Origin of the sequence: Streptomyces colonosanans (genome assembly GCF_001866645.1) — a bacterium.
Taxonomy (GTDB): domain Bacteria; phylum Actinomycetota; class Actinomycetes; order Streptomycetales; family Streptomycetaceae; genus Streptomyces; species Streptomyces colonosanans.
Window position 1 is genome coordinate 137,777 of sequence record NZ_MLYP01000006.1, and the last position, 12,852, is coordinate 150,628.

The 12,852-nt window shown below is 71.1% G+C and carries 11 protein-coding genes; 2 read left to right on the top strand and 9 right to left on the bottom strand.

The features are described from left to right. Positions 1–30: 30 nt before the first annotated feature. The 5 genes from BIV24_RS02520 to pgsA all read right to left on the bottom strand — a co-directional run bounded on the left by BIV24_RS02520 (position 31) and on the right by pgsA (position 3,698). Positions 31–585 (bottom strand): LemA family protein, encoded by a 555-nt coding sequence (locus tag BIV24_RS02520; protein WP_177198604.1) that lies wholly within the window; start codon positions 583–585, stop codon positions 31–33. Positions 586–598: 13 nt separating this feature from the next. Further along, complete coding sequence (locus tag BIV24_RS34125; protein WP_177198605.1) at positions 599–760, bottom strand: hypothetical protein; 162 nt, start codon at positions 758–760, stop codon at positions 599–601. 76 nt (positions 761–836) lie between these two features. Then, on the bottom strand, positions 837–2,066 hold the full coding sequence (locus BIV24_RS02525) for a glycosyltransferase family 4 protein (RefSeq protein WP_071364455.1): 1,230 nt from the start codon (positions 2,064–2,066) through the stop codon (positions 837–839). Next, entirely contained in the window at positions 2,063–2,986 is a 924-nt protein-coding gene (locus BIV24_RS02530; protein WP_071364456.1) for a phosphatidylinositol mannoside acyltransferase, read from the bottom strand. The genes BIV24_RS02525 and BIV24_RS02530 overlap by 4 nt, the downstream gene beginning before the upstream one ends. Before the next feature lie 28 nt (positions 2,987–3,014). Continuing rightward, positions 3,015–3,698, bottom strand: a complete 684-nt coding sequence (pgsA, locus tag BIV24_RS02535) for a phosphatidylinositol phosphate synthase (RefSeq protein ID WP_071364457.1) — start codon at positions 3,696–3,698, stop codon at positions 3,015–3,017. 307 nt (positions 3,699–4,005) lie between these two features. On the opposite strand from pgsA, the gene BIV24_RS02540 reads away from it, so the two are divergent. Together BIV24_RS02540 and BIV24_RS02545 are read left to right on the top strand one after the other, a co-directional pair. Next, a complete protein-coding gene (locus BIV24_RS02540; protein ID WP_071364458.1) occupies positions 4,006–6,204 on the top strand; it encodes an elongation factor G-like protein EF-G2 in 2,199 nt (732 codons plus the stop codon). Between the two features lie 194 nt (positions 6,205–6,398). Continuing rightward, positions 6,399–8,057: a hypothetical protein gene (locus BIV24_RS02545; RefSeq protein ID WP_071364459.1), complete on the top strand. Its 1,659-nt coding sequence runs from the start codon at positions 6,399–6,401 to the stop codon at positions 8,055–8,057. 122 nt (positions 8,058–8,179) lie between these two features. Here the strand turns inward: BIV24_RS02545 and BIV24_RS02550 are convergent, their stop codons facing one another. The 4 genes from BIV24_RS02550 to BIV24_RS02565 form a co-directional block, all read right to left on the bottom strand. Then, positions 8,180–8,740 (bottom strand): HIT family protein, encoded by a 561-nt coding sequence (locus BIV24_RS02550; RefSeq protein WP_071364460.1) that lies wholly within the window; start codon positions 8,738–8,740, stop codon positions 8,180–8,182. Between the two features lie 151 nt (positions 8,741–8,891). Next, on the bottom strand, positions 8,892–10,868 hold the full coding sequence (gene thrS, locus BIV24_RS02555) for a threonine--tRNA ligase (RefSeq protein ID WP_071364461.1): 1,977 nt from the start codon (positions 10,866–10,868) through the stop codon (positions 8,892–8,894). Positions 10,869–10,968: 100 nt separating this feature from the next. Beyond that, positions 10,969–12,192 (bottom strand): hypothetical protein, encoded by a 1,224-nt coding sequence (locus BIV24_RS02560; protein WP_071364462.1) that lies wholly within the window; start codon positions 12,190–12,192, stop codon positions 10,969–10,971. After that, positions 12,189–12,809 carry a DUF4365 domain-containing protein gene (locus BIV24_RS02565; protein ID WP_071364463.1) on the bottom strand — a complete coding sequence of 207 codons (621 nt, stop codon included), beginning with the start codon at positions 12,807–12,809 and terminating at the stop codon, positions 12,189–12,191. The genes BIV24_RS02560 and BIV24_RS02565 overlap by 4 nt, the downstream gene beginning before the upstream one ends. Positions 12,810–12,852 lie beyond the last annotated feature (43 nt).

The following is a 12,852-nucleotide window of genomic DNA, read 5'->3' on the forward strand; positions in this document are numbered from 1 at the left end:
GCCGGTTGGTCCCATACGCCGCCTGGGGCCTCAGGCGGTGGGACGGTCCAGGAGCGCTGCCGGTGGTTCGTCGTCCATTTCGAAGGCCAACGGGAAGGGGGCATGGCCCGCGAGACGGAACCAGCGCACCTTGCGGTGGCGCCGCAGCGCCCGTGCCGCCCGCACCGCGTCGTTGTGGAACCGCCGGGCCATGGGCACCCTGCGCACCGCCTCGGTCAGCTCATGCGCCGCCGCCTCCCCGCCGGGAGCCTCCCGCACCGCCTCCATCTGCTCCGCCTCCCCGAAGACGGCCCGCAGCGCCTGGCTCAGCTCGCTCTCGGCGACCTCACGCTGTTCCTCGTCCGCCTGCCGGGCCGCGTGCGCGGCCTCGTACAGGACGATCGACGCGGCCGGGTCGAGCACCCCGGAGGTCGCCAGCTCCTGGGCGACCGAGGCCCGCCGCACCAGCTGCGCGTCGAGCGCGGCGCGCGCCGCGTCGATGCGGGAGTGCAGCCGGTCAAGGCGCCCCGCGGTCCAGCTCAGGTAGAGGCCGGTCACGGCGAGGGCGACGAGGATCCAGATCAGGGTTGCGGTCACGGGCGGCAAGGCTACCGGGCCGTCACCCGGCCCCCTCGGGGTCCCGCGCACGGCGGCGGCCGCCCCTGCCCGGCGGCAAGCCGTCGGCCGACAGCGGCGCCGCGGCCGGCAGCCACCGGTCCCGGCGGCTGCACTCGGCGCCCTGGCGGGGCATCGTGACGGCGACGCCCTTCGGGTATCCCACCGGGGCACCCGTGGCCGGACTCACGACCGAGCAGGCCCACGCACGGCAACGGCCGGCGGCGGCCCTCAGCCCGGCTTCAGCCCCGCGCCAGGCCGAAGCGCGCCCGCAGCCCGGTGCGTTCGTCCGTGGCCACCGCGGCCGTCCCGTCCGTCACCGTCTCGTAGACGGACAGGATGTCCGCACCGACCGTCGACCAGTCGAAGCGCCGCACATGGGCGCTTCCCCGCGCGCGCAGTTCAGCGCGCCGCTCCGGGTCCCCCAGCAGCCGCAGGGCCGCGTCGGCGAGCGCTTCGGCGTCCTCGTTGGCGAACAGCTCGCCGGCCGCCCCCTGATCGAGGACCTGGGCGAAGGCGTCCAGGTCGGAGGCGAGCACGGGCGCCCCCGCCGACATCGCCTCGACCAGGATGATCCCGAAGCTCTCGCCGCCGGTGTTGGGCGCCACGTACAGGTCGACGCTCCGCAGGAGGCGCGCCTTGTCCTCGTCGCTGATCATGCCGAGGAACTCCACCCGCGAGCGCAGTTCGGCGGGGAGCGTCCGCACCGCCTCCGCCTCGTCCCCGCGCCCGGCGACCAGCAGCCGGGTCTGCGGACGGGCGGCCAGGATCTTCGGCAGGGCCTTCATCAGGACGGGCAGGCCCTTGCGGGGCTCGTCGATGCGCCCGATGAAGCCGATCGTCTCGCCCGCCCGTCGTCCACCACCGCCCTCAACGGAGCTTCGCGCCTCTTCCGATTGCCCCTCGCCACCGCCCGATTGCCACTCGGGCCGGGGCTCGGCCTCGGCGAAGAAGTCGACGTCCACTCCGTTCGGGATCACCACCGCGTCGCCACCCAGGTGTTCGACGAGCGTGCGCCGTGCGTACTCGCTGACCGCGATGCGTGCGCTGATCTTCTCCAGGGCTGCCTGGAGGATCGCGTACGCGGCGACCATCGCCCTCGACCGCGGGTTCGACGTGTGGAAGGTGGCCACAATCGGACCCTGCGCCGCCCAGCAGGCCAGCAGGCCCAGCGAGGGCGAGGCCGGCTCGTGGATGTGGATCACGTCGAACGCGCCGTCGTGCAGCCAGCGCCGCACCCGGGCAGCGCTCAGGAAGCCGAAGTTCAGGCGGGCCACCGAGCCGTTGTACGGCACCGGGACCGCGCGGCCCGCCGAGACCACGTACGGCGGCAGGGGGGTGTCGTCGTCCGCGGGAGCGAGGACCGACACCTCGTGGCCGAGGCGGATGAAGTACTCGGCCAGGTCCCGGATATGGAATTGAACGCCGCCCGGCACGTCCCACGAGTAGGGGCAGACGATGCCGATCCTCACGGCGTCCCCTCCTGGGGGCCCTTGCTCGGATCCAGGTCGGCGCGCCACAAGCGCTGCAGCATGTGCCAGTCCTCCGGGTGCTCGGCGATCCCCGTGGCGAAGGCGTCGGCCAGCGCCTGTGTCATGAGAGACGTCTTCTCGGCCCGGGTAGCTGTCTCCGGTACGTCGATCGGGGGATGCACGCGCCCCTGCATGACGGACGAGTCGTCGTACCACAGCGTCACCGGCAGCAGGAGCGCGCCGGTCTGCTGGGCGAGCAGTGCCGGTCCCGCGGGCATTCGGGCCGTCTCGCCGAAGAAGGTGACCTCGACACCGGAGGCGGACAGGTCGCGGTCGGCCACCAGGCAGACCAGTCCCCCGTCGCGCAGCCGCCGGGCCAGGGTGCCGAAGGCTGAGCCGCCGCTGTGCGGAAGGACCTCCATACCGAGGCCCTCACGGTAGGCGACGAACCGGTCGTAGAGGGTCTCGGGCCTGAGCCGCTCGGCGACCGTGGTGAACGGTGTCTCCAGCTGGGTGGTGACCCAGGCGCCGGCCAGGTCGTAGTTGGCCATGTGCGGCAGTGCGAGGACGACGCCCCTGCCGGCGGCCAGTCCGTCGGTGAGGTGGTGCAGGTCCTTGGGATCGAAGCCGCTCCGTATGCGCTCCGGGCTCCACACGGGGAGCCGGAAGGACTCCATCCAGTAGCGCAGGTACGAACGCATGCCCGCCCGGGTGAGTTCGGCGAGCCGCTCCGGAGTCGCACCGGGCACCACACGCGCGTAGTTGCTCTCGAGCCGTCGCACGCCCTTGCCGCGCTGCTTCCAGGCGATGTCGCCAATGGTCCGACCCAGCCGCGTGGCGACAGGCTCGGGCAGTGTCTTGACCGTGCTCCAGCCGAGGCCGTAGAGCCCGTCCGCCAGCCGTTCCTGGAGACTGGTCACGTCACCGCCCCGCTCTCCTGCCCGCCGCTCACGTCGCCGCCCCGCTCCCGTGCGAGGCGTTCTCATTCTTGTGTGCGGCCGCCGCGTCCGCCTCGGCGGACTCCCTGCGCACCGTGACCACCCGCTGGACCAGCGTGATCAGGCTGCCCACGGCGACGATCCAGAGGGCGATCGGCAGCAGCACCTGGATGCCGGGCACACCGAACTTGTGCAGTCCGGCGAAACCGGCCGCGACCAGGGAGATCACCAGGCGTTCGGCACGCTCCACCAGCCCGTTGACCGCGACGGGCAGGCCGATCGACTCGCCACGGGCCTTGGTGTATGACACCACCTGGCCGCTGGCCAGGCAGAAGATGGCGACCGCACACAGCACATTGTTGTCGCCCTTGCCCGCGTACCACAGGGCGAGGCCACCGAAGATCGCACCGTCGGCGACCCGGTCGAGCGTCGAGTCCAGGAAGGCGCCCCAGCGGCTGGAGCGGCCCAGCTGGCGGGCCATGTTGCCGTCGACGAGGTCCGAGAACACGAAGAGTGTGATGACGACCGTGCCCCAGAAGAACTCGCCCCGGGGGAAGAAGACCAGCGCGCCCGCGACCACGCCGGCGGTGCCGATCAGCGTGACCGTGTCGGGGCTGACGCCCCGGCGGATCAAAAACGCGGCGAACGGTGTGAGGACACGCGTGAAGAATGCACGCGCGTACTTGTTCAGCATGGCCTTCCCGACGGTCGGTGAGCCGCGCGCCCCTTGTGGCCGCCCGGCTGGCCCATCGTAGCCACGCGCGCGGGGGTGCGACGGCCGGGCACCCGCACACCCGTGTCACGTACCGGTGGCACCCGGGTCACGGAGCGATTTCGACAGGCTAAGCGCAACCGGGTTACGGGATCGCGCCCCTCGTATGGACGCACCGTGACGTCAGTGCAAAGCTCGAAGACACCGCGGGCGTCCTCGGAGCCGCCATCGCACGCGGGTCCGCGTGTCCGCGCCCACAGTGACCTCACCGTGCACGGGAGGCAAGGCCATGGGCGAGAAGGCGAACACACACCCTGGAGCCGCCGGCAGGGCAACGGCGGCCGACCGCCCCGCGTCCGTACGGAATGTGGTGCTGGTCGGCCACAGCGGATCGGGCAAGACAACTCTGGTGGAGGCTCTCGCGCTGACTGCGGGAGCACTGAACCGGGCGGGCCGCGTGGAGGACGGCGGCACCGTCTCGGACTACGACGAGATCGAGCACCGGCAACAGCGCTCGGTGCAGCTCTCCCTGGTTCCCGTCGAACGGGACGGGATCAAGATCAATCTGCTGGACACTCCTGGATACGCCGACTTCGTCGGGGAGCTACGGGCCGGTCTGCGGGCGGCGGACGCGGCCCTCTTCGTCGTCTCGGCCTCGGACGGCGTGGACGGATCGACGCGCATGGTGTGGGACGAGTGCGCGGCCGTCGGCATGCCGCGCGCCATCGTGATCACGCACCTGGAGGCCGCCCGGGCCGACTTCGAGGAGATGACCCGGGTGTGCGCGGAAGCGTTCGGCGCGGACGACCCCGACGCCGTTCTGCCGCTGTACCTGCCGCTGCACGGCCCGCAGGGTCCCGACGGGCACGCGCCCGTCACCGGACTGATCGGGCTGCTGTCGCAGCAGCTGTTCGACTACTCGTCGGGCGAGCGCAAGGAGTCCGAGCCAGGGCCCGACCAGCTCCCGCTGATCGAGGAGGCACGCAACCGGCTCATCGAGGGGATCATCGCCGAGAGCGAGGACGAGACCCTCATGGACCGCTATCTGGGCGGCGAGGAGATCGGCATCGACACGCTCGTCCAGGACCTGGAGCGGGCCGTCGCACGCGGGACCTTCTTCCCGGTGCTGGCCGCCGCGCCCGCCGCCGAGGGCGCCCGCCAGGGCCTCGGGACCATCGAGGTGCTGGAACTGGTCACCGGCGGCTTCCCCACCCCGCTGGAGCGGGAGGCGCCCGCGGTCTCCACCCCGGACGGCAAGCCCCGCGATCTCAGGCTGGGCAACCCGGACGGGCCGCTGGTGGCGGAGGTCGTCAAGACGGCGTCCGACCCGTACGTCGGCCGTATCTCGCTGGTCCGCGTGTTCTCGGGCACCCTGCGCCCCGACGAGACGGTGCACGTGTCCGGGCACGGGCTGACCGACCGCGGACACGAGGACCACGACGTCGACGAGCGCGTCGGCGCCCTGTCCGCACCGTTCGGCAAACAGCAGCGCCCCCTGGCGCACTGCATCGCGGGCGATCTGGCGTGCGTGGCGAAGCTGAACCGGGCCGAGACCGGCGACACCCTCTCGGCCACGGACGACCCGCTGCTCATGGAACCCTGGGAGATGCCCGACCCGCTGCTGCCGGTCGCCATCCAGGCGCACAGCAAGCCGGACGAGGACAAGCTCAGCCAGGGGCTCGCACGGCTGGTCGCCGAGGACCCGACCATGCGGCTCGAACAGAACCAGGACACCCATCAGGTGGTGCTGTGGTGCCTGGGCGAGGCCCATGCGGACGTCGCCCTGGAACGGCTGCGCGGCCGGTACGGCGTCCAGGTCGACGTGGTCCCGCACAAGGTCGCCCTCCGGGAGACGTTCGCAGGCAGGTCGGCCGGGCGCGGCCGGCACGTCAAGCAGTCCGGCGGACACGGTCAGTACGCGATCTGCGAGATCGAGGTCGAACCGCTGCCCGGCGGCTCCGGCATCGAGTTCGTGGACAAGGTGGTCGGCGGGGCGGTGCCCCGGCAGTTCATCCCCTCCGTCGAGAAGGGAGTCCGCACCCAGGCATCCAAGGGCGTGGCCGCCGGCTATCCCCTCATCGACATCCGGGTGACGCTCCTCGACGGCAAGGCGCACTCCGTGGACTCCTCCGACGCCGCCTTCCAGACGGCGGGCGCGCTCGCCCTGCGCCAGGCGGCGGGCGACGCCACGATCCATCTCCTGGAGCCGGTCGCCGAGGTGACGGTGCTCGTCGGCGACGACTACGTCGGCGCCGTGATGAGCGACCTGTCCGGGCGGCGCGGCCGGGTGCTGGGCACCGAGCAGACGGCCGGAGGGCGCACCCTCGTACGGGCCGAGGTGCCGGAGATCGAGATCGGCCGGTACGCGATCGACCTCCGCTCCCTCTCGCACGGCACCGCGCGCTTCAGCCGCTCCTACGCGCGGCACGAGCCGATGCCCGCGCAGCTCGCGGAGAAGATCCGTGAACAGGGGCGAGACGCCTCGTAGTTGGACCCGTGCTCCGCTCCCCTCCCGTCGGCGGACGGCTTCTGGGCCGTCCGCCGACGAATGTCGGCGCCTGCGGATACGCTGATCACCTGACCGCGTCGAGAGGCGATCGGCACGATGGCCTGTTCAACAGGTGTGCGGAGCAAGGAAGTCGGGAAGGCCGCAGGAGCGGGTTGGGCGGCGATGGGGGCGGCATGACGGACGGATTCGATTTCAGCCCCGGGGCGCAGGTGCCTCTCTTGGGCTCTGCGGGCGAGACGGCGGCGACCTTCGCCCTGGCCTCGGCGGCCTACCGGGACGCGGAGATCGAGAAGATCCTCGATGCCGACAACGAGTGGCACAAGTCGAAGGTCAACCCGGGCCGCTCGTGGGCGAAGATCTTCCGGCCGAATCTCGGCGAGGCCTTCTCGCTGGCCGTGCGGGACCGCATGCTGGGCGCCGGCCGCAAGCCGCTCATCCAGTCCTTCGGCACCGAGCCGCAGGTCGTCGTGGAGCACTGCCTGGCCGCCCACCGCATCCGCAGGGACCGTGACAACTGGCTCTCGGCGGTGACGGTCCTGTGCGGGGTGCTCTTCCTGCCGGGGATGCTGGTGTGGCTGGTGGTCTTCCAGCTCCGCGCCGCCGTCGCCAAGCGCGACGACAAGCGCGCCTCCGCCATCGGCACCACGCTGCTGATCGCCGTGGGCGTCGCCGCCGTGATCTTCCTGATCCGCCTGCCGTTCACGGGCTTCTGGGCGTGGTACACACGCGCGGCGGTCGTCATGCCGGTGATCGGCTGGTTGTGGGCGAAACAGATCTGCGAGCGGACGGCGAAGGACCTGCGCGAACGCTGGAACAGTCTGCTCTCCGGCGGCGGTGTCGGCGCGAAGATCCCCGAGGCCGTGCCCGGCAGCCCTGGCGAGAGCGCCGCCGAGCGGCTGCGCCAGGCTCTCGCCCGGCTCAGCGCCGAGCAGCAGTCCAACACCGTCTTCTACGCCGGGCCCAAGGGCATACTCGGCATGGGCACGCGCTGGGGCAGCTGGCAGCTCGCCGAGGATCTGGTGCCGCGCGATCCGGGCAAGGAGATCCACCCGTTCCGCAGCTGGGACGTGATCAAGGCCATCCATCACCAGCTGAGCCTGCTGGAGCGTAGTCCGCTGAACACCGGCGGCTTCACGAAACCCTCGGTCCGGCACTGGATCGTCAACCCGATCGGGGAGAAGGCGGACTCGGTGTCCCGTCCGGAGGGCACGGACGTGGACGCGTACCAGATCAAGACCCACGCCATACAGGACATCTGCAACAAGCAGCAGTTCGGCGGCGGTGAGCGGCACTATCTGGGGGTTCAGTGGACCCTGTGGGACGGCCAGCTGGTCATCACCATGATGATCACGGTGACAGTGCTGCACGAGACGCTGCGCATCGAGGTCACCGGGCACGCCCTGGGGCCCGTGAACGCGCTGTTCACCACCAAGCCCGAGGCGCCGTCCAAAAAGGTGCAGAAGTCGGTCAAGTTCTGGGAGACCCGCGAAGTGAAGCTCCCACTGGTCAACGCGGACGAGGTGGTGCGGCTTGCGGTCCGAGCCCCGCTCACCTGGTACCCGCCGCTGCTGAACTGGCTCGGCGGCTCGCTGACCCTGCCCGAGCCGTTCGGGCTGCGCCATGCCTGGGCGGACCAGCCGTGGCGGCACCGCTTCATGGCGGACGACGCGCTGCGTGCGGCCACACCGGTGCTGCGGGTGGTGCACGCGGCGGCGATCCGGGTACTGGAGGAGAACGGCGTGAACACGGATAAGTTCGGCACGCGCTCGTCGATGCTGAGCAACATGGTGCAGGAAGCGGCGCCGCGGAAGGCCGACGTGTACGACGCGTAGGGGTCCAGCGGGGGGCGGGGTTCGCGCCGCGGGGTGGCCGTTCCTGGGGACCGCCGCCCTCGGGCCCTCGGCCTCGCCCTCAGTCGCCGGACGGCTTGACGTCCGCCGGCCCAGGCCGTGGACTACGCCGTGGGCCAGGCCTCCGCCAGCATCTTCCTCGTGTCGGCCAGCAGCTGTGGCAGCACCTTCGTGTGGCCGACCACCGGCATGAAGTTCGTGTCGCCTCCCCAGCGCGGGACGATGTGCTGGTGCAGATGCGCGGCGATGCCCGCACCGGCGACCGTGCCCTGGTTCATGCCGATGTTGAAACCGTGGGCCCCGGAGGCCGTGCGCAGGGCGGTCATCGCCTGCTTGGTCAGCTCGGCGAGTTCGACGGTCTCCGACTCGGTCAGGTCCGTGTAGTCGGCGACATGGCGGTAGGGCACGACCATGAGGTGGCCGCCGTTGTACGGGTACAGGTTGAGGACCGCGTACACCTCGGCGCCGCGCTTGACGATCAGCCCGTCCTCGTCGGATTTGGCCGGAATCGAGCAGAACGGGCAGCCGTCGCCGGCCCCCGGACCGGTCGGCTTGTTCTCGCCCTGGATGTATGCCATCCGGTGGGGCGTCCACAGGCGCTGGAACGCGTCCTGCGTCCCGACTCCGATCTGCTGCTCCGGCTCACTCGTCATGAAGTGCAGCATATGGCTTCGCCCGTACGTGGCGTGTCGGCGGGGCTCGGGCCGGGCATCCCGGGCCCGCCGGGGCAAGGGACGGCAGGCACCGGTGGCGGTTCCGGAGAGACCGAGGGCCCCGGGGACCTGAACGTCCCCGGGGCCCTCCCGCACGTCCGCGTCAGACCTGGGTCCGCTCCTCGACGACCTTCACGATCTTCGCGATGGCCTCGTCGAACGGGATGCCGTTCTCCTGGGAGCCGTCCCGGAAGCGGAACGACACCGATCCGGCCGACATGTCCTCATCACCCGCGATGACCATGAAGGGCACCTTCTGCTTCTGGGCGTTGCGGATCTTCTTCTGCATGCGGTCCGAAGAGGAGTCGACCTCGACGCGCAGGCCCTTCTTCCTGGCCGCCGCGGCGAACTTCTCCAGGTACTCGACGTGTGCGTCGCCGATCGGGATGCCGACCGCCTGCACCGGGGCCAGCCACGCCGGGAAGGCGCCCGCGTAGTGCTCCAGGAGCACCGCGAAGAAGCGCTCGATCGAACCGAAGAGAGCACGGTGGATCATCACCGGGCGCTGCTTCGAACCGTCCGGGCCCGTGTACTCGAGATCGAAACGCTCCGGCAGGTTGAAGTCCAGCTGGACCGTCGACATCTGCCAGGTACGGCCGATCGCGTCCTTCGCCTGGACCGAGATCTTCGGGCCGTAGAAGGCCGCGCCGCCCGGGTCGGGAACCAGCGGGAGGCCCTGCTTCTCGGCGACCTGGCGCAGCGTCTCGGTGGCCTCCTCCCAGACCTCGTCCGAGCCGACGAACTTCTCCGGGTCCTTGGTGGACAGCTCCAGGTAGAAGTCCGTGAGGCCGTAGTCGCGCAGCAGGTTCAGCACGAAGGTGAGCGTCTTGTCGAGCTCGTCGGCCATCTGCTCGCGCGTGCAGTAGATGTGCGCGTCGTCCTGGGTGAAGCCGCGGGCGCGGGTCAGGCCGTGCACGACGCCCGACTTCTCGTACCGGTACACGGTCCCGAACTCGAACAGGCGCAGCGGAAGCTCGCGGTACGAGCGGCCGCGCGCATCGAAGATCAGGTTGTGCATCGGGCAGTTCATGGGCTTGAGGTAGTAGTCCACGCCCTCGTCGAGCTGCATGGGCGGGTACATGCCCTCGGCGTACCAGTCAAGGTGGCCCGACGTCTCGAAGAGCTTCCCCTTCGTCGCGTGCGGGGTGTAGACGAACTCGTAGCCCTCTTCCTCGTGGCGGCGCCGCGAGTAGTCCTCCATCACCCGGCGGACGATGCCGCCCTTGGGGTGGAAGACGGCAAGGCCGGAGCCGATCTGCTCGGGGATGGAGAACAGGTCCAGCTCGTTGCCCAGCTTGCGGTGGTCGCGCTTCTCGGCCTCGGCGAGGAAGTCCAGGTGCGCCTTCAGCTCGTCCTTGGACGGCCAGGCGGTGCCGTAGATGCGCTGGAGCATGGGGTTCTTCTCGCTGCCGCGCCAGTAGGCGGCCGCGTTGCGCATCAGCTTGAACGCCGGGATGTTCCGGGTCGAGGGCAGGTGGGGACCGCGGCAGAGGTCCTTCCAGCACAGCTCGCCGGTCTTGGCGTCCAGGTTGTCGTAGATCGTCAGCTCGCCGGCGCCGACCTCGACGTCCGCGCCGTCCTCGCTGGAGGCCGAGCCCTTGAGGCCGATCAGCTCCAGCTTGTACGGCTCCTCGGCCAGTTCCTCACGGGCGGCCTCGTCGGTGACGACGCGGCGCGCGAATCGCTGGCCGCGCTTCTGGATCTCCTGCATCTTCTTCTCGATGGCTTTGAGATCCTCGGGGGTGAACGGCTTCTCGACGTCGAAGTCGTAGTAGAAGCCGTCCTTGACCGGCGGGCCGATGCCCAGCTTGGCCTCGGGGAAGAGTTCCTGCACCGCCTGCGCCATCACGTGCGCGGTGGAGTGGCGCAGGATGTTCAGGCCGTCCTCGGAGGAGATCTCGACGGCCTCGACGGTCTCGCCGTCCTTGATCTCGTACGCGAGGTCCTTCAGCTCGCCGGCCACCCGCGCGGCGACGATCGAGCGCTCGCCGGCGAAGAGGTCGGCGGCCGTAGTGCCCGTCGTCACCACGCGCTCTTCCCGCTCGGAATCGCGTTGGATGATCACACGGACGTCTGACACCGGTCTCTCCTGACTGCTGATGGATGCGGCGCCATACCTGGAGCGCGCGCATGACTGGGATCGTACCGACCCGCGGCCACCGTCCGCGAAACGGTCACTGTCAGTCCCCGCCGCATGCCTCCTCGAAGAAGGCCGTGATCTCCGCAGTTTCCTGGAGCGACTTCATCAGCCGGTCCCGCTCGGCGTCGTCGACCTGCACCGGCGCCACCTCCGACGCGTTCACGAGGCGCCGGAAACCACCCTGGCTCTCCAGCCGCCCGTGCACGCGCACCGGCAGCCCGACGAGATGGGCGTGGCCCGCAATCCGGTACGACTCCTCGTCCAGGGTCATCCGTACGTGCGGGACCTCGGCCCCGGCGATGACCCGTAGCTGCACGCCGCCCTCGCCGCGCGGCCCCGGCCTGCGCAGGCGGACGACGGTTCCGGTGAGCCGCACCGGTACGGACGGCTCGGCGCGCAGATAGCGGGCCCCGGCCTCGCGCAGCGCGGGCAGGTCGCCGGGTGAGAACTCGACCGGCTCGGCGGGCGTCGCGCAGCCCTCGGGGACGGCGGCGGGCGCCCATTCGACGGCGATCCGGGCACCCTCGGACCCGCGCACCAACGCGATCAGCGCCTCGGTCAGCTCATGGCTCACACCCGCCTCGACGGCGGCGTCGAAGGCGTCCATGTCGCCGGTGGCCCGCTGGTAGTCGGTGGCTTCCCGGGCCGCGTACAGCGCTTGGTGCAGGCGTACGGTGAGCGCGCGGCCCGTCGCGACGGGCACGAGGGCGGTGAGCCGGCGGCCGACCGGGGCCGCGCCGACCAGGACGTTCTCCAGGGACGCGGCGGCGGGGCTGCGGTACCGGGCGCCGAAGTACCCGGCACGCGCGCGGGTGGCGAGCGCGCCCGCCAGGAGGAGCCGGCGGGCGGCAGTGCGCAGTTGGTCCTCGACGGCCCAGGGCGACGTGCCGAGGGGTCCGGTCGGCACGTCGCGCCACCAGTGGATCTCGTCGCTGGGCACGGCGAGCCCGACCAGCACGTCACGCGCGGAGGGCGAGGCGCTGCGGCTGAGGGCGACGAGGGCCTCGCCGAGCAGGTCGTCACTGTCGGGGTAGGCCCGGTTCTCCGGGACCAGCAGGCTCGTACCGCTACCGGCGGGGCCGGGCGGGGTCCAGCGGCCGTAGCGCCCGGCGGCTCCGCCGCGGCGCTGCCAGCCGTGCCGCTGCAGGAGGGCGCTGAGCACGGCCGGGTCGACCTGGTCGGGCGCGGGCGGCCGGCTCCCGAGCGGCTCGGCGGGATGCGACCGGACGGCGCGGGCCGGTTCGTCGAGGGGGCGGTGCGTCACGGTCTGCCTCCCGTTCCGACTCGGGTCATGATCTCGCACAGCGCGCGGTCGTCGAAGATGCGCGAGGTCGAAATGCGCACGGTGGTGCGGCGCCGGCCCGTGATGGGGTGTCCGGCGAGGTTGGCCCAGTAGCAGCAATGCCGCAGGTCCAGGCGGTCGTGGCTGGCGCGCAGCCAGTCGTCCTGGGAGCGGGGCACGAGCATCACGACGAGGATCTTGTGCACCGACACCGGGGTGCGGGCGAGCTTCGCCAGGTGCTCGTTGTCGAGCGTGAAGGAAAAGAAGCGGCCCATCTGGCGGGGCGGGGGCGCAGACCCCTCCGTTGAGGGTGGCAGGAGACGGGTGGGCGGGTTCGGTGGGACCTGGTAGGTGCATTTGAGCTGCACCTTGATGGTGACCTCGTCGTCGACCGTGTGGCCCGGGGCGGTGTGGCTGATGTGCCAGTCGATGCCGTTGTCCGGGAAGGGCTGCGACAGCGAGCAGCCGGCCGCTGCGGCGACCGCGTGCAGATAGCCCACCTGCAGTGTCTCCATGCAGGCGGTGGTGGCGAGTGTGCCGCGCTGGGGTGCCGTCCGCTCGGGCAGCAGCCCGCCCCGCTCGGGCTGCGCTATCACCATGACCAACTGCCTTCCAAACCACGTAAGTCCCGCTGCGCGCCTC